Source organism: Leptospira wolbachii serovar Codice str. CDC, assembly GCF_000332515.2.
Classification (GTDB): domain Bacteria; phylum Spirochaetota; class Leptospiria; order Leptospirales; family Leptospiraceae; genus Leptospira_A; species Leptospira_A wolbachii.
In genome coordinates this window covers 150574-177069 of record NZ_AOGZ02000008.1, presented here as the reverse complement: position 1 = coordinate 177069, position 26496 = coordinate 150574, and the positions used below count along the sequence as shown (strand labels likewise).

The following is a 26496-nucleotide window of genomic DNA, read 5'->3' as shown; positions in this document are numbered from 1 at the left end:
ACAATAGCTAAACAATTCTCTTATAATAGAAATTTAATACAATTAATATTATACTAGAAATCAAAAGTGACGGAAGGATAGCACCATCAATATAAGGTTGAAAAATACCGTAAATTCCAATAAATAACATCGAAACTAGTAGTGAAACTCCCAAGACGCTTCTAGAATAGAATCTTTGAGAAAAAAACAACAAATTATAACCATAAAAGATACCACATAAAAAAATGAAAAATTCTCTACCGTCTCGATACATGCTGAAAAAAATAGACCCAAATGCGTTTAACTGAATTAACGATCCATCTTCATTTATACCGATTGCAAAGTTCTTATGCAGATATCCTCCTATTCTAGATTCTTCAGAAATAATATTAAACCCCAGTTGATTCATTAGTAGAATCGGATACTTCAATACCCCCCCAAAGAATGATTTTCCATAAGTTAAATCATGTATAATCGAACTGGGATTCAGCAATTCGTGATCTAAGATAGAAAACGACTCTGTATGATAAATAAAGATATAGAGCTTAAGTGAATCTACAAATCCACTCAAGCCACTATTGTCTCGTAACATTGTAAACACCATTAAGAAGAAAAGAATAAAGCCTATAAACAAAAAAAGATATTTATTTTTTCTATAGAAAAACTCTCTAGAATGACTGCTAAACAAATCAAGAAGCAATGTTATAAGAAATACAGAAATTAGGGAATGCAACGCAAACCTTCCGGCCAATATAATGGCATCAAAGAAAAGTAGGAGTATGGCTACGTAAAAAAGGCGATTATCATTACCGATATTCCGAAATGAAACACCCAAAAAGACTGACGCAACTTGGAACGGATTCACTATCCAAAAATAGAAAATAGATATCATTTTTGAATTATGAAAAAGTTTTGAAGATCCTGTCCACAGCCCGAATACTTCAGATCTGTATTCCCTTACGGTAAACTCTGTAGACATAAGATATAAACCTCTTGCAAGAAAATATATTGTAATTGGAACAATTACCAAAACGTAAAATAAAAAAACAGCCCTTACTATATATTTCAATCTATACTTCGGAATTATAAACAAATATTCAAATGATGACCTGCTCCTCAATAATTTCCAAATAATGGCTCCCAAAACTAGTCCAGAAAAGAAAATATAGTACAAGTTTTGCGTTTTTTGACCGATTACGAATAAGTTAGTAATCGAAGTAGAGCTAATAAAATTCCAGAGAAACCACCAACTTACGATTACTGCAGCAAAGATGGAGTATTTATATGAAATCCGATTCAGCAAGAAAAGCACTACAACATAGAAGATTATTATTTGAATCGATTGATAGCCCATCCCGCACCTTGCCCTAATCCAGTAAAAAATATTTTCACAGTTTTAATTAAAATTAAAAATTCAAACGGGATTGCCAAATTGCTTACCGTCCTTTACCAAAAACTACAACCCTTATAGTTTTAATAATGGTACGTAAATCCAAATAGAATGAATAATTTTTAATATAGTATAAATCATATTCAAGCTTTACTAATGAATCATTAACTGAAGAACCATAATCGTAGTTTACCTGTGCCCAACCACTTAACCCAGGCTTCATTAAATGCCTTAAGCTGTAATACGGAATTTCCTCAACTAGAATTTTTATAAATTCCGGTCTTTCTGGCCTAGGACCAATAAAACTCATATCGCCTCGTAAGATATTAAATAATTGTGGCAGCTCATCAATTCTTGTCTTCCTAAAAATGGCTCCTATTTTTGTAATCCTTGGATCGTTAAAACTAGACCACTTTGCACCTTCTTTTTCTGCATCCGCAATCATAGTGCGCAGTTTAAAAATGTTGAATTCTTTTCCGGATAAACCTACCCTAACCTGGCTATACAAAATTGGTCCAGTTGAGGTGATTTTAACAAGAAAGGCAGCAAGAATTATTAACGGCGAAGTCAAAATCAATAATAGGAGAGCACCAACAAAATCCAAAATTGCCTTTAGTCTAAGCGCAATCTTATTCGATATAATCGAAAATCCATTTGAAAATACAATCCACCGGTCTTGCACATTTAATACGGAAATTTTTTCGAAGTAATATTCAAAAAAATCTGTTAGATCAAATACCTTAAGTCCATGTAATTTTGCATCCATTAAATCTCTAAGAGTATCATCCGAAATCGATACGTTTGAATCAAAAATTACAAAATCAAAAATTTGATTTTCTTTCTGAAAGTAACTTTCTAGATTTTTTTTTCCTCTTATAAAAATAACTTTGGATAAATTTTGATCACTAATTCTAATTTTCTCGTTGCCTTCTAAGTAAATATAGACATTTACATTCTTAAGAGACCTGAAGTTCTCTCGAACAAATGTTTGTAATTTGTCTTTGCCCAAAATTAATAATGCACTTACTTCCACTGCACCAATAACTCTCTTTTTATACAACTTAATAAGCCAGCGAAAAACAAGACCCAATACGAACACTAAAATCAAATTCTGAAAAATAATACCTCTTCCCCAAACACCCCCGATATATCTAAATTGAGTAAGAAACAGTAACGCACTCATAAAAAAGAAGAAAGTTATACATGCAATGATATACCTTGTGATATAGCCAATTCTTAAATCACTCGAAAGTGGTTGGTATGTATTGAATACTGTTTGAAATATAATTAGAATTAAAAATATTGAATTTCTTGCATAAAGTTCAAACAAGGACAGAAACTCTATATTATTCACCCACATTATAAATTCTAGTGATACAAAGATTGACAATATATCCATTAATAGAATTATAAAAGGAATTCTTGCGTATTTTCTTGTGTATAGATTAATCATTTATTTGATCCCGAATTAATAATCTTCGCTGCTGCCGCTGATGTTGAAAAATTCGCATAAAGCAATTGTTTGGCGCATTTACCCATATATTTTCGAAGCTCGGGATTTAATAATTTAGTAGCATTACTAAATAAAGATTCGCTATCTCCTGAATCACAAATTAAGCCAGATCCTGTTTCATTAATCAGCTCTTTAAGGTCATTCCCTCTATTGACTGCACCAAGTATTGGAAGACCCATTTGCACATAACCCAATATCTTTCCAGGGAAATTATGTGTTTTATGATTTGGATGTAATGTAAACAATCCCACATCTGCTTCTGTCAGATATGATTCAAAAATATCTTGTGGGACTGATTCCAATAGTAAACAATTACTTAATCCATTACCTTCTATAGTTTCTTTCACTAGATTTTCTTCATCACCAGACCCGATAAATACAAAAAAAACTTCTTTATGAATTCGAAACCTAAATGCTAAGTCCAAAAGGTTTTTCATATATTGAGCGTGGCCAATATTCCCTCCATACAGGAAAATTACTTTATCCATTAGTAAATACTCTGATCGCAATGAATGCTTTGGCTCAAATTGCTTTGCTGAGGTCCAATTATAGAGGACTTCAACATTGTTTAACATTGGGAATCTGGAAACAAACCACCGTAAGTTAGCTGGTGACATTACACCAATTCTATTGGCTACTCTATACGTCCGCCTCTCATAGTATTGAAAAAACTTTGCTATTAGCGAAGTTTCGGATATTAGTCCACTATCAATAGCCCATTGCGGAAAAAAATCTCGAAGTATTAAATAAGTATCACTACTCCATAACTTGACTAACTTTTCGACAATAGGTGCCCAAAATATTGACGGAGAGTAATATACAATTAAGTCATTTGGGTTTTCAGAAAACCATTTACGAAAACTTCTCCAAGCTCTAAAGGAAAGTAAAAATTCGTTGATTAAGCGAACGATTTTATTAACATTTTTAATTCTGCCTGAGCTAAAACGCAATATTCTTACTCCATCTAAAAATTCGATTTCGAATTTTTTTCGCTGTAAAATTGCTGGCGTTAAAACTGTAACCGAGTGGCCTTGCACTAAAAACTCTAATGCAAGTTCATGCATCATTTTACCCGTAATTTTCATACTATTGGGCAAATAATCATCTACAATAATTAAAACTTTCATTTAGGTCAAATAACGGAATAATTTAATATCGCTTCCAAACAATTCGATTTATATAATCTGTATAACTAAAAATAATTCGAACCACTTTTGCGGAAACATTTGGCATAGAATAATCTTCAACTAATCTAGAATTTTCCAAAAATTCAATCCCTTGTTGGTCTAAGAACGCAAGCGTTTGTAAAATACGATCTTGATTCAGACCAACCATCATTACCGTTGCCTCTTCCATTCCTTCCGGTCTTTCGTGAGCCTCTCGAATATTTAAAGCTGAAAATTTCAGAATTGAGGACTCTTCCGTGATGGTTCCACTATCGGAGAGGACAGCTTTCGACTCGATCTGCAATTTATTATAATCCATAAAACCTAGTGGCTTTAGCAGTTTAATATTTTTGTGGAAATTGATTTTCAGTAGATCGATTTTTTTCTGGGTTCTTGGATGAGTAGATACAATTACAGGTAGATTATACTTTTCTGCTATGGTGTTCAGCGTATCTGTTAGTGAACGAAAGTTTTGTTCAGAATCAATATTTTCTTCCCTATGAGCAGATACTAAAAAGTATTCTTTGCTTTTTAACTGAAGCTGCTCCAATATCTTCGAGGATTGAATTCCTGACATATAATGATGCAAAACTTCAAACATCGGGCTGCCGGTTTTGATTACTTGATCTGGCGGTAAACCTTCCCGTAACAAGTATTCTCTGGCAATCGAACTATACGTCAGGTTAATATCTGAAGTATGATCAACGATCCTTCTATTAATCTCCTCTGGCACACGTAAATCAAAACATCTATTTCCGGCTTCCATGTGAAAGATTGGAATTTTTCTTCTCTTTGCCGGAATCACAGAAAGACAACTATTGGTATCACCAAGAACAAGGATTGCATCAGGAATGTCTTTTGACAATAATTCATCAAAACGAATGATGATTTTTCCAATTGTCTCTGCTCCCGTACCACCTGCTGCTTCCAAAAAATAATCAGGTTTTCTGATCCCTAAATCTTGAAAAAAAATCTCATTAAGTTCAAAATCGTAATTTTGTCCCGTGTGAACGATTTTGTGGTCACAGGCTTCGTCCAAGGCATGAAGCACTCTTGAAAGTCTGATGATCTCAGGCCTTGTGCCTATCACAGTAAAAACTTTTAATTTTTTCATTTTGTTATATCTGCTGAAATAGTATCAGGTAGTTCTCTATTAAAAACTTCATTGGCCCAAAGCATTACTATTAGTTCGCTATCTCCGATATTTGTTATATCATGAGTCCAACCAGGAATCGTATCTACTATCGTTGGCTCCTGGTCATTCACTTCTAACTCAAAGTATTCTTTTGTGATTAAGTGTTGGAATCGAAACAGAGCCTTCCCTCTAATGATCAAAAATTTTTCTGTTTTAGAATGATGGTAATGTCTTCCTCGAGTCACACCAGGAAGTGCCGTAAAAAAGGACATTTGTCCCGATTCTTTTGTTTTCAACATCTCAACAAAAGATCCTCTAGGATCTTCATATTTCGGTATCGAATAACTACAGGAACTGATTGGGAGAAAACTTATATAGGTAGAATAAAGAGCTCTTATTAAACCATGACCAACATTTTCAATAAACAGTTTATCCCGATTATCTCTAAAACCAGTAATTAAATTTACAAGTTCGCCAAGTGAAATTGTATAAGTTGGTTCAACATTAACAAATCCAGCCTGAAATTTACCTTCCAAGGTACTCAAAAAAATTGCAATCAAATCATCAACATAACATAGATTCATCTCTCGAGATGCATCATTGACGACAATTGGCAATGACCTAGAGATATTGTAACAAAATGTTGCAATAGCAGAATTATAATTCGGCTTTGAGAATTTTCCAAATACGTTAGGTAGTCTGTAGATAAAAATGGGAGCTCCAGTGTTGTTACCGTAGTCTATTATAATGTCTTCACCTTGTTTTTTGGATCTTCCGTAAGGATTCTCAAGCGAAGCCTGAATCGAAGAGGAAAATGCAATGGGAGTTTTTTTACCTAACTCCTGTAAACGCAAGATTATTTGTTTGGTTAAATCTGCATTGCCAATAAAAAATTGGTCCTCTGAAATGGGTCGATTTACACCTGCTAAATGAAAGATAAAATCAGCATCTTTTAAGAAAGTAGATAACTCATTGTCCGTCGAATTTCTAGTATGCAAAAGCACTTCATGATTTTTATTTTCAGAAATATGGATTTTAAGATTGCGGGCAATAAATCCATCGGCTCCGGTAATGAGTATTTTCATTTAATTGCTAATCCTAAAGACATGAAACTATAATATGAAACAAAGATATTTTTCGAGCTATTGTAACAATGGGAATGGTGGCTTTCAGGCATACTTTTTTTATATCTCGGGGAAAGCATTCTTTTTCCAATCAAAAAACAAAAGAGACAACACTGAAAGAAATACAGCTATACGGGGACTGGTCCTTCAGTCGTATTGCGATGAACTAACCATTTGATTTAATTGCCAGGAAAGATCTTCTTTTCAGCAGCTTGAACCACGTAACTTGCACCTAGGTCAGATAGATGTCCTTGATCCAAACTTGTTACATTTTGAACGGAATCTCCGACATAAAGTAAACATTCATTATTTGGGCACAATATATCTATCATCGATATAAACTCAATATTGTATTTTATTGCAGTCTTTTTTAATTCTTCTTCCAAAAGTCTTGTCTCCTCTATTTGGAACAAACCAAAACTTGTATATGAACTTGGCAACCTTCCAAAAACTTTGTGATAAGTAACAATATTGGTGGGAAGTTTACGCATCCAAGTAGGTGACTGACCAAATAAAATTACCCGAGGGATTTTCTTAGAGTTTAATTTCACAAATGTTTTTTCTAGATATTTTATATTTCTCTTAACTTCGTATCTTCCCCAATCCCATGAGGCCTGCAATATCAAGATATCAGGTTTATGATTGGATAAACGGTTAAAGACAAAAGCATTGTTAATTCGACAATTTTGATTCATCTCATAGTCAAAATCTAATATTGGAGGACAGAGACTTGTAGTATATTGCCATAACCCAAAAGTTCTATTTTTGCTCTGAATTGCTTTAAATCCAGTATATAATGCAGCTGCATGTGAGTCACCCCAAAGCATTACATTGACATTCCCACCCTCATTACCACAAGATCGTTCAAAACGCTCGAACCTATCTTCTTTATAAAGAAAACATGAGTGCTCCCTCCAATTTGCAGCAAGATTTCCGCCAAATTCAGGATCAAGTAATGATCTTGCCTCACTCGGAAGCTCCCTTTCTTTCAAAAGCGGGAACCCCTTCAACTTAAATGTTATAAATGCAAGTATGACTAACAGAAATGAAATACCAAGAAGGCGCTTAGAGACAAAAGGAAAATTTTTGCTTTTTCGTATAGGAGTTTCAACAAATCGGAAAGTTATAAAACCCAACAATATACTCAATATTAGTAGGATAAACTTATTAGATAATAGATTGAACTGACCGAAATAATAATAATCAAAAGAGATTAGTATCCAATGCCAAAGATACAGAGGATAGCTGATTAAACCAAGAAACGTAAAAACTTTAAAAGAAAGAATTTGTCGGTTAAAACCATTCTCATGAAAAAAAATTACTAACGAGGCTCCAAAAACAGGAAGAACCGCAGCAAAACCAGGAAATTGAGTAAACCTAGAAAAAGAAAAACCTGCAAAAAGAATCATCAGAAATCCTATGCCAGACATAACTATTGAAAGTGCCTTTCCATCCCAGACAATCTTTTCCTCCTTATGCAATATCGCCAATAAACACCCACTTAAAATTTCCCAAAATCTAGTAAATGGCCAGTAAAATGCAAAATCTTGATTAACACCCACAGAAGCAATATTCATCATGAAGGATAAAAAAAGGAAAACTGTTAAGATTGGTATCCTAGCTTTTTTTTGACGATGAATAAAAATCAATAACAAAGGCCAGATTATATAAAACTGCTCTTCAATTGACAAAGACCACAAATGCAACAGCGGCTTTAATTGCGGTAGATCATCAAAATAACCGACTTCTCTCCAAAGGATAAAATTTTGAACAAATGCCAATGAACTCACAATGTGTTTAGCTAAACCAGCAAACTCTTTTGGCATAAGAAATATTAGACCAAATGTATAACCTAAACCTAAAACTAACAGAAGTGCAGGATATAGTCTGCGAATCCGTTTAAATAGAAAAACACTATATGAAAATTTTCCTATTTCCAAATCAGATAGTATGTTCGTTGTTATAATATATCCAGAAATAACAAAAAAAATATCGACACCAACAAAGCCCCCTCTGATAGTATCGGGGAACAGATGGTAAAAAACCACAAGGAGGATGGCTACGGCTCGCAAACCATCAATATCTTTCCTGTAAAACTTTTCTGTTTTGACTGAAAATTTCATATACCTATTTTATCTTTCTTATCCCGCGTGATGTTATTACTAATACTTCAGAAAAACCTAATTTCAGTGATTCCTCTAATATCTCATTTTCACTAAATATTTCTTCTGATTTTCCACAAAGACCATTTGATTCAAATCTCTCACTACATAACAATGGGTAGCATTCATAAGAAGGCCAACTATAAATTGCGGGACGTTCCGATATTCCCGTAATTAGAAAGCCATGACTCCTGCAATCGATCGTAGATTTCCAAAAATCTACCTCATAACGTGGTATATAAATTAAGCTTCGCAAAGTGCTTTTATCTTTTCTAATATTATTTAGTTCTTCAATGTAATGGCCGATTTTCACATTGAGTGTCAGAGGCTTACTAATTTCATGACGAAAATTTCTCAAACCATTAGATAGAACTTCTGGAGCATAGAAGACTAAAAGTAAAAGGACTATTCCAAATGAAACAAATTGCAATCCAATATTCCAGTATCTCGCAAAAAACACTGGGAGAGAAATTAAGATCGGTAGTGCAATAAACATAGAAACATTCGATACATAATAGGCTGAACCACCATGAATTTGCAATGTTAAAGTAACTGCAATCCCAATAAGAATTGAAAATATAACATTAAATAAAATCCAATCAGGAATAATCAATGCATACGGTGTTCTAACTTTGAGAAAAAAATAAATCAAAACAACTAAATTTGGGAAAAGAAAATGTATTATTAAAAAAATAAAAAGTTTAATTGCTAACGGAAGATCAGAAGTAACATAAGTATTTATATAATGAAAGGGGGAAAAACCACCATCACCATTAGTAGGATTTATAAATCTAACAATAACTAGCAATGTAACTGCGGTAATAAAGAAAAAAAGCCAATAATACTTTTTTTTAGTTTCGCTTTTTCTCTCCTCTAAAAAAAAAATCCAAAATGCCAATGTTGACAAACCAAAAAAACCAGAAGAAACCTTGGTGACCGTAAGAAACGATAAAGCTAGTATAATCAATAAAAATCTTACTTTAAATCTAGATTTCGAAGGTTGAACTAGCATAGAAATGAAACACAGAAAAAAAATAAGCGAAATCGAATAACTTTCAGATTGATAATAACTAGCGTCTAAACGATATCTATCTAATAAACTTCCTGAAACCAATACCCCCGATCCAAGAATTAAAGTGGCCAATAACAATAATTTCCAATAAAATTTTGTTCTAGTAGTAGATGGAAATAATTCTTCGGAAAGACAAAGAATGGAGAGAAATAGCACTGGAATTACAAAGAAACCAAAGAAGTGTGAATAAGATTCCAGAGATGAAATGTCCAATAGAGAGCTACTGCCTGCTAAAAAAAGGTGGGAACCAAAGTGGTATTTCAATTCACCCAATCCATGCAAACCATGGCTCACTACGTGATAATTCTTCCAAATTGCAGACATAGATAAATGATACAAGGTGTCATTATTAAGATTTGAATTGTATAGCCGATTTAAAGAATCTGGTTGAGAATAAACATTACTAAAAAAGGGAACTAACAATAGAATAAGCAGCGAGGAAACGACAAGGATATCAGCAAATTTGTACCAATTTATTCTTCTTAATAAAAAGGGAATTTCATAAAACAATAATCCGAGTGTTAGTAAAAAATAAACTAAATTTAAGATCTGTAATTTGTTAAAACTAAAACTAGCAATTAATAGCAAAGGTAAAATTACAGCGGTTCCGAAAACTCCTGATTTCCTATAGAAAAAAGAAACTAGAATTGTAAAACCAAGATTATGTAAAGAAATTTTGAAAATTAAATCAACATGATAAAACTGTTGGTCGTAACAAGCCAATATCAAAAATGGTAAACTTACCAAGGGGAATGCCCATACTACTGTGTATATGTTTTCTGCTAATTTAGTCATTTTAAATATTCAAATATGCTCATATAATGCGAAATTCAGGAAGCAAAACGATCAACTTACAACCCCACTCTTTTGTATATTGGAGTAAACTTTCAATTTCTATTTGTAAATTCCAAGGAAATATAATAATATAATCGGGTTTAAAATGTTTAATTTGGTCAGGATGAAAAACTGGTATATGGCTTCCAGGAAGGAATTTATTTTGCTTTGATTTAGAAGCGTCACAAACAAATGGTATTAAGTCCCTTTTTATTCCGAAAAAGTTCAGTAAAGTATTTGCTTTAGCAGGCGCCCCATAACCTATCACTTTTTTTCCTTTAATTTTCTGTTCTAACAAGAAATCAAGGAAATCATATTTTATTTTATTAACTCTGTCTCCCAAATCCTCAATAGTCTTATCATCAAAAAGGTTAAAATCAATTTCTTTCTGCAATACCGCTTTAACGTTCTCAGATATATCGATATTATTTTCAAGGTGGGTGCCAAAAACTCTTAGACTTCCTCCGTGAGTTTCTAACTCTTCTACGTCAAATACTTTCAATCCAACCGAATTAAAAATAGTTTCGACAGAACGAAGAGAAAGATAAGAAAAATGTTCGTGATAAATTGTGTCAAATTGAGAAAACTTCACTAAGTTCAATAAATGAGGAAATTCTAAAGAAATAACTCCGTTTGGCTTCAAAAGAATCTTCAAAGACTTTGTAAAATCATTTATATTTGGCACATGGGCGTAAACATTGTTCCCAATAATTAAATCTGCTTTTTTCCCTTGATTCGATAAATTCAGCGCAACATTTTCAGAAAGAAATTCTAGAAGGTTTGGAATCCCCAAACTTATTGATATTTCAGCGGTGCTTACAGTTGGCTCAATTCCTAAACAGGGAATACTATGTTTAACAAAATTTCTAAGCAAATAACCATCGTTAGACGCTACTTCTATTACAAATGACTCTTTTGATAAGGAAAATCGATCAATCACCTTATTCACAAATAACTCCGCATGTTTAAGCCAGCTAGTTGATGTACTTGAAAAATAAGCATAATCTGAACTAAACAATAAATCTTTATCAGTATAGTCCTCAGTTTGGACCAATTTACAACTATCACACATTAAAACACGAAGGGGATAGTGCATTTCCGGCTTGTTTAAATCTTCTTTAGTTAGATATGCATTTGATGGTGGAGAAAAATCCAGGTCCAAGAAACTTTTTTGTAATTCAGCGGAACAGTGCCTACATTTCATTTAATTTTTACTCCAGTATAATTATTGTCTAATAATAAGAATGATCTATCTCGTTCAGAAATTCCGGTTACAGGTAAGGGCCACTTAACATTTACCATAGGATCAAATGGATTTACACCCGTCTCAAATTGCTTCCTATATGGGTGCGAGTGGAAATAAACCATCTCTACGTCATCAGTCAAGGATTGAAATCCATGCGCAAAACCTTGAGGGATTGAATATGCATTATTCTCACTTTCACTGAGAATAATTGAATGATATTTTAAAAACGTAGGTGAACTGCGGCGTAAATCTAACGCAATGTCAAACACCTCACCTTTTAAACAATAAATTATCTTATGTTCCGAGTATGGAGGTAGTTGAAAATGCAATCCTCGAATTATTCCCTTTTTTTCGGTCTTGGTAATATTTACTTGGGCAATTGGCAAATCAAAACCGACACTTTTAAGTTCCTCACTACAAAACAATCGAGAAAAACTACCGCGATTGTCTTCAATTAATGTGCGAGTAATCCAAAATAACTCAGAAATAGGAGTTTCATGTATAATAAACTTTTTCTGGTTCACGAAGGCAGCTCATATTTTGAAATAGAGGGATTAAACAATATTTTTATATTGAATTGTATCAATAGACTTCCTTTTTCAAAAGGAAAGAAAAAATATCGACTTAACAAAGTTTAGGACTATTTAATCCCACTTTTTCCAAGGTGCCTTACCTGATTTCCACAATTCCTCTAAATGATATCGATCGCGAAGTGTGTCCATCGCTTGCCAAAAGCCAGAATGAAAAAATGCCGCTAATTCATTTTCCTTTGCTAGTTTCATTAATGGTTCCTGCTCCCAACTTGTAGAGTCTCTATCAATGTATTCAAAGACCTTGGGCGATAGTACAAAAAAACCACCATTAATCCAAGCTCCATCACCTTTAGGTTTTTCAGTGAATCCTTTTACGAAATGTCCTTCCAAAGCTAAGGACCCAAATCGACCAGGAGGTTGAACCGATGAAACGGTCGCCATCTTCTGATGTGAAAAGTGAAAGTCAATAGTATCCTTTATATTTATATCAGCTACACCATCACCATAAGTAAAACAAAATGCTTCATCATCTTTAACAAAATCTTTTACTCTCTTCAGTCGGCCACCCGTTTGCGTTTCTTCACCAGTATCTACAAGAGTCACTTTCCATGGTTCCGCATACCTCTGATGTACTTCCATCGAATTATTTCGAATGTCAAAAGTAATATCAGACATATGTAAAAAATAATTTGCAAAGTATTCTTTGATTACATATCCTTTGTAACCACAACAAATAATAAAGTCGTTAATCCCATAGTATGAATACAACTTCATAATATGCCAAAGGATGGGTCTGCCGCCAATTTCGACCATTGGCTTTGGTTTCAAATTTGTCTCTTCACTTAATCGTGTGCCGAGACCACCTGCTAATATAATTGCTTTCATTAGAACCTATTTTCCGAAGTAAACTGTAATAAATTTCTATAAAATCTTTTTGACAAATGTTATTTGAAATTGATCCGATCTTTTTCAATAACCAATGGTCGTTTCAACATACGCATATTCATCAAACCGATATATTCACCTATAATTCCGATAAAAAAAAGCTGAATAGAAGAGAAGAAAAACATACCAACAATGATAGAAGCAATCCCGACGGGGAACAGATTCCAAAAGAAAATTTTCCCTATAAAAAAACTAAAAGCAAGGATTAGGCTCATTATTGACATAAAGAAACCTAATATTGTGGCGAGCCTTAATGGCACTTTTGAGTGACTTGTGATTCCTAACATCGCAAAATCGTATGCTATGTACAACTTAGTAGCACTTACTCCCTTTTTTCGAGCAGCTTGATGATACTCAACAATAGCTGTTTTAAAACCTAATTCAGAGACTAACCCTTTTAAGTAAGGGTATATATCATCAATTTTGCGAAACTCTTCAATGACCCGTTTGTCGTATAAACTAAAACAACTAGCATCTCTAATCAACTCTACCTCAGAAATTTTATTAATAATAAAATAATAGAACTTCTTAATATTAAAGAGAACGAAACCTTCTTCACTTCGTTTCTTTACACCCTGTACTACAAAATTTCCTTCTTCCCATTTTTCCAAAAAGTCTATCAATAAAGATGGTGGTTCTTGCAAATCAGCAAAGATTAAAATTGTAGCATCTCCACGGCCCTGCAACAAACCATAAAAAGAGGATCGAACAACCCCAAAATTTCGACTATTTAAAACAATTTTTACACGTTTATCAGCTTTCGCGATTTCTTTAAGAATGGATACAGTATTATCCTTAGAATCATTATCTATAAATATATGTTCGTAATCGTATTTATTTAATTTTGCAAATACATCCTTTACTCTCAAATACAACTCTTCAATATTTGCTTCTTCATTAAAACAAGGTGTCACTACACTAATTAACTTTTTTTTCATTTTTCCTCAGTTTTGGATTCATTCCCAAAGTGCATTTTGAAATTCTCTATCAAAGATTCAAGTTCATTGACCAAATTCTTTTTCGGCTTATAAGCAATATCTTCTATAATTTTAGAAATTGAAATTTCAGGAAAAACAATCTTAGTTGCATCCTGATCAGTTTGAATCGAACAACCAGTTAAACTTGCAATTTTACTTGAGATTTCTTCATTTGTTAGATTGGAGCCAAACGCAACATTATAAATTCCAGTTTTATTCAATTTAGCAAGTTGAATTAGAATTTCGACTACATCCGTAATACTAATATAATCTTTGGAGGAATCAGGAGTTGTACGAAACTCTATTTTCTTTTTTACTATTGCATCACGAATAATCGATGTTAGAAAATTGTCGGAGCTAAAGTCTGGTCCATATACATTAGACAATCTGGCAATTTTAATATTTTTCCGACCACTGTTAAGAGCAAGAAGCTCTCCAGTAAGTTTTGAGGTATTAAACAAATCAAAAGGATCCTTTGGATCTATTGAAATTGGAGAATCTTCCAAAGTGGATTCATTGTGGATATAGACACGGGTTGAAGACAAATAAGTTAGCGAATTAAACTCATTTTCTCTAATCAAATCGTTTAAGTAAGAAACATGTGCAGTAACAGTATCGTGCGGACGCGATCGAAAATCGGAAGTTAGCCCAATACAGTAAATTATATCTCCAAGCTCTTTCCCAATTAATTTATCATTTCTTGCTGGTACATAAGATGGAATTTTTCGACTATCTAGAGTTTGCTGAATTTCTGATCCAACAAACCCCGTCGCCCCAAGAAGAGTAATCATAAATAAATATTACTTTAGTCCGTCGATAGGATGGTGCAAAGCCGGTGATTTATGAACAATATACTTAGGACTAACATTTTCACAATACCGAAACATATCATCTTGCAGCAATTCCTTATTTTTTACAGCTACAATATTGAATCCATGTTTAGGTCCTTCCAGAACTGTAGAAATAAGTGGAATCAATTCAATCTTCTTATTTGATAAGTCGTAATTTCCTTGAAAATCTCTTATAGAAAACATCTCATACCCGATAGATCTCAAATATTTAACAATTTCGGTCTCTTCTAGTCCCTTGTCCCAATTTACATAGCTACTATGAATTTCAAAAATAATATTTGGGCTATCCTCTACTGGGCGACCTAATTGTTTCTTGGCACCAAGTAAAACATTAAACTCAGATCCTTCAATATCCAACATAATCAAATCAACAGAGCCTAATGAGTTTTTCTCTACATATTCATCAATAGTAATTGTATTCGATTTATTAATATCTGAAGAAGGAGTAGCAAAGGCCAAGTCATCAGTGTCTGAAAGATTTAAATATGTATTTGAATCATTCCATAATCCACTATGAACAGACTTAATATTCTTCAAATGGTTCAGACTTGCATTTTCTTGCAAAGTATTACATTGCATTTCGTTCAAGTCAAATGCATGAACCACTCCATTGTTTTTTTCAATCAATTTAGCAATAGGGATACTTTGATCACCGAAATAAGCTCCGCCTACAATTACATTTTTCGAATTTTTTGCTAAATGTAAAAGTAACCTGGTCGTCTGCGGCTCCCAGGCAAATTCAGGGATTTCCGGTGTTGAAAGTAAAAACTCTCGGGAAACTTTAGACCCTACCCCAACCGGAAACTTAAATTTAATTCCATCCTTAGTAGCTTTAACTTTAAAGTCATCTTTTTCAAAAAGTGCGTCCACAAGATATTTTGTTACATCGTCTCTCACACTTCCTACACCTTTGTAATTCAGGTTTGTTTCCAATTAGTTTTAAACTTTCCCTTAACTTATCCATAGTTTCTTAATTCCTTATTTGTTTTCGCCATTGCCATTGAGTGTATAAAAAATATATTTCTTCAAAACATTTCTACAAAGAGATATCAGTCCCAAGTTTCAGCTTCTTTTCCTGCAAGAATGTCTCTAATGAACGATAGTTTTAGTAACAGTGCTTTCATTTCATCCAAATTCAATCGATTCGTATTATGAGAATTGTAATCCTCAGTGATTGAAATTTTGCCTTCACCTTGTTCGACAAATTTGTCATAATTCAAATCTCTTAAATCAGGTGGAATTCTGAAATAGTCACCACGATCTTCAGCTGAAGTTATTTCTTCCCTACTCAATAGAGTTTCGTACAACTTCTCACCATGTCTAGTTCCAATGATTTTAATTTGATGGTCTTGTTTATTAAAAAGTTCCAATATTGCTTTTGCCAAAATTTCAATTGTTGCAGCAGGCGATTTTTGAACAAAAATATCACCATTATTTCCGTTTTCAAAGGCATATAATACGAGTTCTACGGCATCATCCAAGGTCATCATAAAACGAGTCATATTGGGATCTGTAATAGTAAATGCTTGTTTCTTCAGAAGTTGTTCAATAAAAAGTGGAATTACAGAACCGCGTGACGCCATCACATTACCGTAGCGAGTACCACAAACAATCATACGCGATTCATCAAAATTTCTAGTTTTTGCAACCATCACCTTTTCCATCATTGCTTTGGATATTCCCATGGCATTGATAGGGTAAACAGCTTTGTCAGTACTTAGACAAATTACCTTTTTGACACCCAAATCGTAAGCTACCTGCAAAACATTTTCCGTTCCAATAACATTTGTCTTGAAAGCTTCCATTGGGAAAAATTCACAAGAAGGAACTTGTTTTAATGCTGCCGCATGAAAAATATAATCCACGCCAGAGAAGGCACCTGTTAGCGATGATGCATCGCGTACATCACCCAAAAAAAACTTAATTTTCGGATTGTTGTATTTTTTGCGAAGGTCATCTTGTTTTTTTTCGTCTCGGCTAAAAATTCGGATCTCTTTGATATCAGAACTTAAAAAACGATTAAGAACTGCTTTCCCGAAAGAACCAGTCCCCCCTGTAATTAGTAATGTCTTATTATTAAACAAACGGAAATCCTCTTTGTTAAAATTCTTTATAAACTTTCTTAAAATATGAGAACGTAAGCTTTTGCGTATTTTTCCAAGTAAACGGCAGAGATTTCTGATAGGCCATATCCGCCATTTCACACAACCTATTCTGATTCTTTACAATCGAATCTATTTTTTTTGCCAAGTCCTTAGCATTAGTCGGATCGAAATATTCTCCTGCATCAGCCAGAATCTCAGGCATGGGTCCAAAATTCGAACTAATTATCGGTAGAGAAGATCTCATCGCCTCCATAAGAATCATTGGCATATTCTCACAAGAGGAAGCATAGATAAAAATATCCGCATCCTTGTATTCCCTATGGACCATATCATAGTCGACATTTATCTTATGGATAACAAATTTATTATCAGGGTCAAATTTCGATATGGCAGACTGCAAAAGAAGACCTGCTTTTTTATCTACCACTTTTCCTACCAAGGTCAGTTTCAAATCGTAACCCATGTCTCGGGCGTAAGCAACAGCTTCGATAACTTTCCATTGGTGTTTGTACATTCCAATAAAAGAAACATACAGTAAATGGATACAATCCCCTGTCTTAATCGATCTCTTGTTTCGTAGATGATTCACCGAAAATCTTTCATTAATTCCATGTGGAATCACTGCCGATTTTGAAGGGTCCAATTTTAGTTTTCTAGTGATAGTATCTTTTGCATAATTCGTTAAAAACAAAACGGATGCTGATTTTCTGAAAGTATAGGACTGCAAAAAAAATAAAAAAAACAACCGAAAGAATCCACCCGAAAACCCATACCGAGCCATTTCTCGCCATTCGTACAAAAGCATATTCTGGCTCATGGAGATTACTGGAATCGCATAACTACCTAAATAAATTCCCCCGGGGACAAATACCAAATCGATTGAATTTTTTCGGAATTCTCCGTTTGACCATAATATTTGCCAAACAAATCTTTTCAGTTTTCCAGAATTAAGCCAGGAATTTGTCTTCTTTATGATTTCTGATGAATCAGGAATCGAATCAAGGGTCTTCTGACTCGACCAAATGATTATTTGCGTAATCTCATTCGACGGAAGATCTGGTTTATCTAACAGCTCCCTTAAATGATTAAGACCACCACCATCAACAATATTCGAGGCTTCAATTGCGAGTTTCATTTAATCTGATGATTTGAGCTTTTTAAAATCTGAATCGGGCTATCAGGATTTTCCAGTAATTAAATCTAGTAAAAATTTGATTCCAATCTTTAGTTTAAAATCAAAAGTTATTAATTTAAAACTTTTAACAAGATCCAAAAAGGTCAGCTCTTCTAATTCAATTTTCGCAACTAGCATGTTATATTCAATCCAACTTGGATATTTATTGAATTTGCCATAAAACGAACCATACTCCGAACTAAATTTTGATTTGATCATTTCGAGAATCTTTATAGTTCTTTTCGGATTGGATACATTGCCTCCACCAACCCAATAGAAACCCAAACATTCAGGTATCCTTCCAAAGTTTTCGGTTATTTTTGAAATTCGGATCCAATAATCGAAATCTTCCCAAGCAAATAAATCAGCTTCCTCCGAAAGAAATCCAACTCGTTCAAGGATAGATTTTCTCACGACAACGCTAGAGTTATTGATCCCATTCCCATTGAAAATAAGATCGTGACTTACAGGCTTTTTTAGATTTCTTGTCTTTGCTTTATTAAAGAAAACAAATTCACCATTCTTCCCGAACAAACGAAGATCATGATAAACTATATCACTACCGGATTTCAAATAATTTATCGATTTTTCAAGTTTTGTAGGTAACCACCAGTCATCTGAATCGAGAAAGGCAATATAATCACCCGAAGAATTTTGAATTCCGAGATTTCTCGATTTTGCTATGACACCGCCATTATGTATTTGAAAGAACTTGATATTACAGATTCCACGATACTCTTCAACCAAAGAGATGGTATTGTCCGTTGAATAGTTATCAATAATTATTATCTCCCAATTTTTAAATGTCTGGCTAATAATTGAGTCAATTGCCCGATAAATCAAATGTCCGTTATTATAAGTCGGAACAACAATGGAAACTAAAGGTTGATCATCAGACATAGTTGTATCCTATTTTACTCAACCAAAGTTTTTTTTACAAAAAAGTAATAGTTCATCCAATTCTTCGTCGATATTGCAAAATTCGGCTAAGCTTAAACTTCTTAATCGATCAATACTATATTCAAAAACTTTTTCTGTTTCATTAATTTCTGACTTTGGTACTTTTAATTCAGGTGTATATCCAAACAAAACATGACAACGCTTCTGAATCTGGTGTGACATTTCTAAAATAGTCATGCCAGTACCAGAACCAACATTTAGTAGCCCGGAAGCACCATCATTCTCTTTCAATACTAATTTTCCGATGATAGAAGTGATATTTTTTATCGGAATAAAATCTCTCTTTTGAATTCCAGTGGAATTTAATTTTATTACACCATTTTCAACGGCTTGTCGGCAAAGATCATTCACTAGAAGTTTCCAACATTTGACATCAGGATGAGTCGGAGCTCCAAATCCATTGGATAGCCTCAGATTATATCCACGAAAGACTTTCGCAGAATTTGCATACAACACACCGAATTCAGCAGACCGATGGGAAGATGCATAAGGGTGTAGATTATTAGGGCAAGTCTCTTCAGATATCAAACCCTCAAGAGGACTTTTATAAACATGAACTGTTGAAAGGTAAATGAACTTTTTAACCTTTTTTGACTTTTTAGAAGCTTCAATGAGCTTCATGGTTCCCAATGTATTAAATTCAAATGCTGCTAAAGGATTTTCTGCACATTCTTCAGCACTCATCCCAGCAGAATGAACGATGATATCAACATTATCACAAATTGCACTCAACTGACTTAAGTCATTCCAATTCATTTGTTGTACTTCTGCGGTTTCAAGCCAATCAGGAACTTCTTTTTTGAATCTCGATCCTAAAATTACCTGGCTACCATTCGCTGATAGATGTCGTGCAATTCGTCCTCCCAATAGACCGAATCCACCCGTAATTAGTATGCTGCTCAAATTTTATTTTCCATAACAGAAGTTAAACAAATTAAATCGAAATCAAAAAAACAATGATTCACATTTCCGTCCAATTATACTTGATCTCCGTAAGATCTAATCTATCGGTTTCTAATGGATCATGCTCGATACTAGCAATATCTAACACCAAATTTTTTGTAGTGCCTAAACCCTGAAACCCAAACCAAATCCCTGTTGGAACCGTAATTCGACTGTAATTGCTCTCTCCGATAACATGAACAAGAAACTGGTCGGAATGGGAATCATAGAAAACAAATTTAACATCGCCCACTGGAACGATCAGATTCATAATCATTTTGTTATGGCGTTTCCAAGCCTTTATTGCGCCGGCATCGACCCATGAAAAGTATGCTTCACCAAATCCAGAAAAGCTCTTATCTGAGCTCCTTAAGCCATGCATAACATTACCACCGGCCGTTTGAATATTTTTTAATGGTGTAACTTCAATATTTGTCAAAATCACTGAGCCCACTCCAATCCCCTGATTTTTGCAATATCTTGGTATTGCTGAATTTGTGCAATGGTAGTCTTTAAGATTTCAATTGAATTCGTATAATAAGTTTTATACCACTCTGCAGTAAACTGAACCGTCTCTTTAAATCCAAGCACTGCTTTCCATTGGAGATAAACCAAAGCCTTATCGCAGTTTAGCTTCAACAGTCCTGCTTCATGTGGTCCCACATAACTTTCAGATATGTCTTCATACTTAACCTTATCCCAATAAAGACTCATTTCTTTTACTAATTCGATTACCGAATGGTTATTTTCGGCTGGAGGTCCAAAATTAAAAGCCTCTCCCTGCACTCTATCATCAGAAACCAATGTCATGGCTAAATTCAAATATCCACCGAGAGGTTCTAAAACATGTTGCCAGGGCCTCGTTGCATTCGGGTTTCTGAGTTGGACAGTTTCTCCCCTTGACCAAGCAGTCACTGCATCCGGAACAATTCTATCAAGGGCCCAGTCCCCCCCACCAATCACGTTCCCTGCACGAGCGACTCCAATTTTTATATTCGAATCTTTTCCTTTGAAAAAAGATTTTATATAGGATTTAATCACCAGTTCAGCTGCGCCTTTGGAAGCACTGTATGGGTCAGATCCACCTAAGGCATCATTTTCTCTATAACCCCAAACCCACTCCACATTGTCATAGGCCTTATCACTTGTGATCATAACAACGCTACACGGTTTGTCATATTCTCTCAATGCTTCAAGAACGTTGGCAGTGCCAATTACGTTAGAAGTATAAGTTAAAAGTGGATCCTTATAGGATAATCTTACCAGAGGCTGGGCGGCTAGATGGAATAAAAAATCTGGTTTCTCTTTTAGAATGACTTTTTTCAATGCATCAGCATCACGAATGTCTAACCGAATATCAGTTATGTCCTTTGCAATATCTAGAACTTCAAAATTAGAAGGATTTGTTGGAATCACATCGGAAATGCCTACGACCTTAGCCCCTAGGCTCAGCAACCATAAACTTAGCCAGGATCCCTTAAAACCGGTGTGTCCGGTAACAATTACTTTTTTATCTTTGAATGTTGATTTTGTTATCATATAGTTTTCTTCAATTAATATTAATTAGAAACTTATCCTTTAATTTTTTCTCGTCGGTATTAATCCCTGTATACAAACTATTCAATACAGACTTAATTTCTTTCTCTAGTTCAACAGGATTCATAGAATCTAAATATAAAAAATGATCCTTTAATTTTTCGCCGCTAACTGAATGTAGTATTCGATGTTTATCCGAAAGAAAATCGAGTCCATTCCAATCAAAGTCTAATAGTCGACTCACAGGTATTGGAATACAACCAGCAAGAACAGCATCAATGATACTAGCGGAAGCCATTACTGCAGCAAACTTACTCTCGAATAGATCATCATATAAGTCTCGTTTTGAAACCTTCCAATGTTCAGGAATCTTAAAATTCGCAAACTTTTTTTCCAAAACTTCCAATGGCAATAAAGGATGAGTTCTTAAGATAACCTGAATTCCTTTCTCTACAAAGTAGGAGTCTAATTTGGATAAATAAGTCAGGATTTCAATACTTGCTCCAATATCCATAGACAGAAGAATCGCAAGTTGTTCCTTTCGCTTATGTAACAATCTTTCCTTTGAGGCAAATTTCTGACGTAATGATGGACCATTAATAATTCGTTTCTTTTCAATTGGTTTTTGGTGGTATCTAGAAGTATCGATTGAACCATTTGTTATGATAAAGTCGGGGAAATGTTTATAATATTCTTCCCCGTCAAAAAGATGGTAACCAAAAAAATCGTTAGATACTAAAGTATGATGATAACCAATTTGCAAAAAATCCAAACCTTTTTGCGATCTGAAATAAAAGGGAATCACCTTCTCAAAAGGCATATTCTCAAAATGATCGTACGAACGTATAAGTTTTGCGCTAGGAAACGACTCTTTAAGTGCAAAGTAATATTTATAAAAAGAATTTAAATTTGGCGAAGACCGAAAATGCAACCAAAACTCTCGATCAAGTAAGGCAGTAACATTCAAACCATCAAATTTTGTTCTTTTTAACAAACTAAAACTTGAAAAGATACTACGCATAAACGAAGAAAGATAATCAAATAAGCCTAAATAATCTTCTGGAATCCAGGAACCACTTTCACGAAGTTTCGCAAATGTCACTTGAAGAGGAATTCTTTTTACTGAAAAAAGCCACGGAATCCTTACAATGTTTTTTCCTTTGCTTTCTAAATAATCAAGAAGACTCGTAAAGTAATTACATGTCAGTTTGCCATCAGAAAGTATATTCTTTTCCGTTAAACAAAGGTGAAATAACAATACTTCTTTATCATTCGAAAAATCTCTCTTTTGATTTCTAGTTAACTTGGCCTGCCAAGAATACTTGAATTGATTTCTGACTTGTCTACCTAATTGAAATAAAAAATAGGCAATCGAATATACAACTTCAAACAACTGATCCAAGAAGTAAGCAAAGAAAGGAAAACCAACTTTTACTTTCTTTGCTTTAAGTGACTGGCTAAGTGATTTTGCTAAAAAACAATCCTCACAAACAACGACGAGTTCATTAGTAGATTCAACGTTATACTTTAATATAAATTGAATGATTGCGGATAATTGTACAACAGATAGAAAAAAAGGACTCTCTAAGTTATTCCTGCCCGCAAGTTGGGTCATTTCCCAGGACAACGAATTTTTATTTAGCAATCCAAGTTCTTTAACAAACTTTAAAACTTTCGGAATTAAATATTCTTTTTGAAATTGAATGCTCTCAGCTAGAGAAAGTGCCACCCAGTTCGTTTGCGACTGAACTATTTGGAAAAATTGGATGTTAGATCCAAAATAAAGCCAGGGTGCTTGGATATTTGTTGAACCAAACTTAGGATATAGAAGAATTTTTACTTTCAAAACCTGATTCTAAGTACAATTGGAGCGAAATAAATCAAGAGGGAGCTTTAATGACATCTCAAAGTCTGAACCCTCATTAAACCTTTTCTTTCTAATAGCAAATGCCGAAAAACATAAAGATTCATATACAGTTTTAGCAGATTTTGAAGGTTGTCCCCAATAACCGTTTGCATTTAACTCAACGGGGTCAAGAGAAGCTAACTTGCCTAACAAATCATTTACATTTAAAACTACGTAAGGCGCAATTTCTCCCTCAAATTTTCCTTCAAAATTAATATACTGGTATGACTTCTTTATATCATCAACTGTAGCAGCATTCGTTAGGCGAAATGTAGAAATAAAAACCCCACCATCCTTAACTAAATTCCAAGCGGATCCCAAAGTTTGATCAAAATTTAAATTCCAATCGATACAACTCAATGAAACGACTAAATCAAATTTGCGAGATTTGATACTTTCATTTTGTAAATTGAAGATATCATCAACATAAAGATTTGCATGAGGTTGCAATGACTTACCAAGTTCAATCGCTTCATTTTGAATATCGATTCCCGTGTAATCTTCCACACCAAACCTTTCCTTAAGGGCTATCCCAAGTCCTCCGCAACCACACCCAAGGTCTAAAACAGAAATTTTATTATCGACTATAGAATTTTCAAAAATAGCCTTCTCCGAATTATAGAAATCATCCCATTTAATTCGATTCTTGGAATAGAACTCAGCGATATTTTTTGAAGTATATTTAATGCTTTCACTCATCAATTAAGAGCCTACAATTTCATTTAAACTATTCTCAAGGATCATCATCTGCTCTTTGGGACCGATAGTTAATCTAAGGAAATTTTCATAACCTTTAAAGGGCAAACCTCCCCGAACTAAGAGAGAATTCTTTTCGAATATTTTTACGGCAGAATCTTTTTTACCGCCAAAATTTACATGGATAAAATTTGTATCAGTTGGTATATAAGACAGTCCTAATCGATCCAAAACACCAGTCAGATAAGATAATCCATCCCTGGTTGACTTTATATATTCAGTAACTATGCCAGGATTTTCTAATAAATAATCGGCAAATAGCAATGAAACAGATGTCACTTCATACATTGGCCTAAATTTATACATTTTTGAGATTAATGATTCATTAGAATACAAATAGCCTATCCTTAAGCCCGCTAGTCCAAAAGCCTTAGAAAAGGTTCTGGCAATAATCAAATTATCATAATCTTTTAAAAAAGGTTCGGCCGTTGTATCAGAAAACCCAAAATAAGCTTCATCAATTAATATCGGAACATTAAATTGCTTTGCTCTGCTTATAATTTGTTGAATCGAATTGGAAGGGAGTGAATTCCCGGTAGGGCTATTAGGATTTGCGAGGATTACCAAAGAAGTTTTATCAGAAATTGAACTAGTAATATCATAAACTTGGATAGATAGATCATCAGCATAGGTAATTATCTTTTTATTCGTTTTCCATAAAGTTGCATAAATATCTACCATTGCAAAAGTGGGTGATAAAAAAACAATTTCATCTCCCTCATTTACAAATGTATCAAAACAATACCGAATTCCACCATCTGCACCAGTTGTGATTAAAAAATTCTCTGGTTTCGCATTATGATATTTACTTAGTTTCAAATAAAGAGGCTCTGTTTCCGGATAGGCAGTTATTAAATCTGAATCGATTTTATTTTTTAAAAATTCTAACACATCCGTTGGAAAACGATTTATCCGTTCATTTTTATCTAACCTTAACTTTCCCAGACGAGTAATCAACTCACCTCGTAATCGATATACGGCATCAATGTGTTTTCGATATTTCGTTAGCATTTTTATACTACCGCACATCCTTTACATGGATTTACAATTTGCCTGTTTCCAGATTTATGAGCCGCCCGTAAACCTTCGTATCTTTCCATTCTCCATAATTCCGATATGGATTTTTCCGGAAATTTTCCCATTTGTAAAGTCGATCGGTAATCGCTGTCACATGGATTCGTTAATCCGTCTTGCCAGATAAACATTCTACGAAACAAATCAGAACATGCTTTCGTTTGACCATTGGGTTTTGCTTCGTAGATGTTTTCCCAAGGATTGTAGTTAACAAACGCTACTTGGTCTACAAGATTACCCCAAACTTTCTCCATAGAATCCATATCCTGTTTTTCAGTTACTTTTACACCTGACACTCTTGTGATGATGGGAACTGAAGAATATTCTTTCTGCCGTATATTTTGAAACATTTCTATATTCTTCAGAACCTTATCGAGTTTACCATTCACTCTTAACTGACTGTATAATGGCTCCTCAGCTGCATCGGCGGAAAATACTACCGTTTTTACACCTCCCGCAAGAAGGGCATGAACTTTTGATTCTGTTAACAAAGATGCATTGGTATTTACTTTCAGATTAAGAAATTTATCCTTAGCATATACTAACATACCTTCTATCTCTTTTGCGAGTAGCGGTTCTCCTCGGGAAGCAAGCGAAAGAAATTCAATATTATTTGTTGCTTGGTCAACAATCTCTTTAAAAAGTTCCAAACTCATTTGTCCCATACCGGGAGTTGTTTTTTTAAAGAAATTGAGATCTGTTTGATAACAGAACACACAACGATAATTACAAATGGAAGATGGTTCAATTTGCAAATACGGAGGATAATGATCTAACATCTCTAATTGCGGAAATACATCATATCTGTATCTATGATAAAAGAAACGAAGAAGTTCTTCATCACTATATGTATACATCTCCTCCGCGATAAAAGGAGTAATTTTAAATAAAACTTCCTCAGATGTAGAGGTTAAATCAGATAAAACCCGATTTAAGGTATCCTTAAAATTTTCCTTCTCTTGAACGGGATGGTTAGTTACAAGAGTTCCCATAGACCATTCATTTAAGACACGAACGGCTCTACCCTTTTGGTATTCTATGATTCCCGTTTTATGGCTTTTAAAATCCTGGAAACTGTGATGTTTCTTATAAACTTTTGGATCAATTTCTTTCATA

The 26496-nt window shown here is 34.0% G+C and carries 23 protein-coding genes; all 23 read right to left on the bottom strand.

The annotated features are described in order from the left end of the window. Window positions 1–7: 7 nt before the first annotated feature. The 23 genes from LEP1GSC195_RS02610 to LEP1GSC195_RS02500 all read right to left on the bottom strand — a co-directional run bounded on the left by LEP1GSC195_RS02610 (window position 8) and on the right by LEP1GSC195_RS02500 (window position 26495). Window positions 8–958, bottom strand: a complete 951-nt coding sequence (locus tag LEP1GSC195_RS02610; protein WP_156827626.1) for an oligosaccharide repeat unit polymerase — start codon at window positions 956–958, stop codon at window positions 8–10. A gap of 457 nt (window positions 959–1415) precedes the next feature. Beyond that, on the bottom strand, window positions 1416–2768 hold the full coding sequence (locus tag LEP1GSC195_RS19345) for an exopolysaccharide biosynthesis polyprenyl glycosylphosphotransferase (RefSeq protein WP_269571208.1): 1353 nt from the start codon (window positions 2766–2768) through the stop codon (window positions 1416–1418). Between the two features lie 50 nt (window positions 2769–2818). Beyond that, window positions 2819–4009: a glycosyltransferase family 4 protein gene (locus tag LEP1GSC195_RS02600; RefSeq protein WP_040506230.1), complete on the bottom strand. Its 1191-nt coding sequence runs from the start codon at window positions 4007–4009 to the stop codon at window positions 2819–2821. 22 nt (window positions 4010–4031) lie between these two features. Then, entirely contained in the window at window positions 4032–5162 is a 1131-nt protein-coding gene (gene wecB / locus LEP1GSC195_RS02595) for a non-hydrolyzing UDP-N-acetylglucosamine 2-epimerase (protein WP_015680020.1), read from the bottom strand. Beyond that, the gene (gene wbjC / locus LEP1GSC195_RS02590; RefSeq protein WP_015680095.1) at window positions 5159–6268 is read right to left on the bottom strand and encodes a UDP-2-acetamido-2,6-beta-L-arabino-hexul-4-ose reductase; all 1110 of its coding nucleotides are present in this window, start codon (window positions 6266–6268) and stop codon (window positions 5159–5161) included. Before wbjC ends, wecB begins: the two co-directional genes overlap by 4 nt. A gap of 218 nt (window positions 6269–6486) precedes the next feature. Beyond that, window positions 6487–8430, bottom strand: coding sequence for an acyltransferase family protein (locus tag LEP1GSC195_RS02585; RefSeq protein ID WP_015680001.1), 1944 nt, complete (start codon window positions 8428–8430; stop codon window positions 6487–6489). A 4-nt stretch (window positions 8431–8434) separates the two neighbouring features. Beyond that, complete coding sequence (locus LEP1GSC195_RS02580) at window positions 8435–10336, bottom strand: hypothetical protein (RefSeq protein ID WP_015680072.1); 1902 nt, start codon at window positions 10334–10336, stop codon at window positions 8435–8437. A gap of 19 nt (window positions 10337–10355) precedes the next feature. Beyond that, window positions 10356–11579 carry a class I SAM-dependent methyltransferase gene (locus LEP1GSC195_RS02575; protein WP_015680088.1) on the bottom strand — a complete coding sequence of 408 codons (1224 nt, stop codon included), beginning with the start codon at window positions 11577–11579 and terminating at the stop codon, window positions 10356–10358. After that, entirely contained in the window at window positions 11576–12145 is a 570-nt protein-coding gene (locus LEP1GSC195_RS02570; protein WP_015679885.1) for a dTDP-4-dehydrorhamnose 3,5-epimerase family protein, read from the bottom strand. Before LEP1GSC195_RS02570 ends, LEP1GSC195_RS02575 begins: the two co-directional genes overlap by 4 nt. Window positions 12146–12265: 120 nt before the next feature. After that, the gene (gene rfbF, locus LEP1GSC195_RS02565) at window positions 12266–13039 is read right to left on the bottom strand and encodes a glucose-1-phosphate cytidylyltransferase (RefSeq protein WP_015679951.1); all 774 of its coding nucleotides are present in this window, start codon (window positions 13037–13039) and stop codon (window positions 12266–12268) included. Between the two features lie 59 nt (window positions 13040–13098). After that, the gene (locus tag LEP1GSC195_RS02560) at window positions 13099–14037 is read right to left on the bottom strand and encodes a glycosyltransferase family 2 protein (protein WP_015680028.1); all 939 of its coding nucleotides are present in this window, start codon (window positions 14035–14037) and stop codon (window positions 13099–13101) included. Then, a complete protein-coding gene (locus LEP1GSC195_RS02555) occupies window positions 14034–14867 on the bottom strand; it encodes an NAD-dependent epimerase/dehydratase family protein (protein WP_015679810.1) in 834 nt (277 codons plus the stop codon). Before LEP1GSC195_RS02555 ends, LEP1GSC195_RS02560 begins: the two co-directional genes overlap by 4 nt. 9 nt (window positions 14868–14876) lie before the next feature. Next, window positions 14877–15860 carry an FkbM family methyltransferase gene (locus tag LEP1GSC195_RS02550; RefSeq protein WP_015679874.1) on the bottom strand — a complete coding sequence of 328 codons (984 nt, stop codon included), beginning with the start codon at window positions 15858–15860 and terminating at the stop codon, window positions 14877–14879. A gap of 116 nt (window positions 15861–15976) precedes the next feature. Beyond that, complete coding sequence (locus LEP1GSC195_RS02545; protein WP_015679926.1) at window positions 15977–17011, bottom strand: polysaccharide biosynthesis protein; 1035 nt, start codon at window positions 17009–17011, stop codon at window positions 15977–15979. 16 nt (window positions 17012–17027) lie between these two features. Further along, entirely contained in the window at window positions 17028–18167 is a 1140-nt protein-coding gene (locus LEP1GSC195_RS02540) for a glycosyltransferase (protein WP_015680017.1), read from the bottom strand. 42 nt (window positions 18168–18209) lie between these two features. After that, a complete protein-coding gene (locus tag LEP1GSC195_RS02535) occupies window positions 18210–19106 on the bottom strand; it encodes a glycosyltransferase family 2 protein (RefSeq protein WP_015679991.1) in 897 nt (298 codons plus the stop codon). 18 nt (window positions 19107–19124) lie between these two features. After that, window positions 19125–20069, bottom strand: coding sequence for an SDR family oxidoreductase (locus tag LEP1GSC195_RS02530; protein ID WP_015679965.1), 945 nt, complete (start codon window positions 20067–20069; stop codon window positions 19125–19127). Window positions 20070–20127: 58 nt separating this feature from the next. After that, the gene (locus LEP1GSC195_RS02525; protein ID WP_408605914.1) at window positions 20128–20547 is read right to left on the bottom strand and encodes a dTDP-4-dehydrorhamnose 3,5-epimerase; all 420 of its coding nucleotides are present in this window, start codon (window positions 20545–20547) and stop codon (window positions 20128–20130) included. Between the two features lie 2 nt (window positions 20548–20549). Next, a complete protein-coding gene (gene rfbG / locus LEP1GSC195_RS02520; RefSeq protein ID WP_198012763.1) occupies window positions 20550–21644 on the bottom strand; it encodes a CDP-glucose 4,6-dehydratase in 1095 nt (364 codons plus the stop codon). Between the two features lie 13 nt (window positions 21645–21657). Next, the gene (locus LEP1GSC195_RS02515; RefSeq protein WP_015680045.1) at window positions 21658–23490 is read right to left on the bottom strand and encodes a hypothetical protein; all 1833 of its coding nucleotides are present in this window, start codon (window positions 23488–23490) and stop codon (window positions 21658–21660) included. Window positions 23491–23499: 9 nt separating this feature from the next. After that, complete coding sequence (locus LEP1GSC195_RS02510; RefSeq protein ID WP_015680166.1) at window positions 23500–24249, bottom strand: class I SAM-dependent methyltransferase; 750 nt, start codon at window positions 24247–24249, stop codon at window positions 23500–23502. Window positions 24250–24252: 3 nt separating this feature from the next. After that, entirely contained in the window at window positions 24253–25263 is a 1011-nt protein-coding gene (locus LEP1GSC195_RS02505) for a pyridoxal phosphate-dependent aminotransferase (protein ID WP_198012758.1), read from the bottom strand. Window positions 25264–25319: 56 nt separating this feature from the next. Next, complete coding sequence (locus tag LEP1GSC195_RS02500; protein ID WP_015679899.1) at window positions 25320–26495, bottom strand: radical SAM/SPASM domain-containing protein; 1176 nt, start codon at window positions 26493–26495, stop codon at window positions 25320–25322. Between the last annotated feature and the right edge of the window lies 1 nt (window position 26496).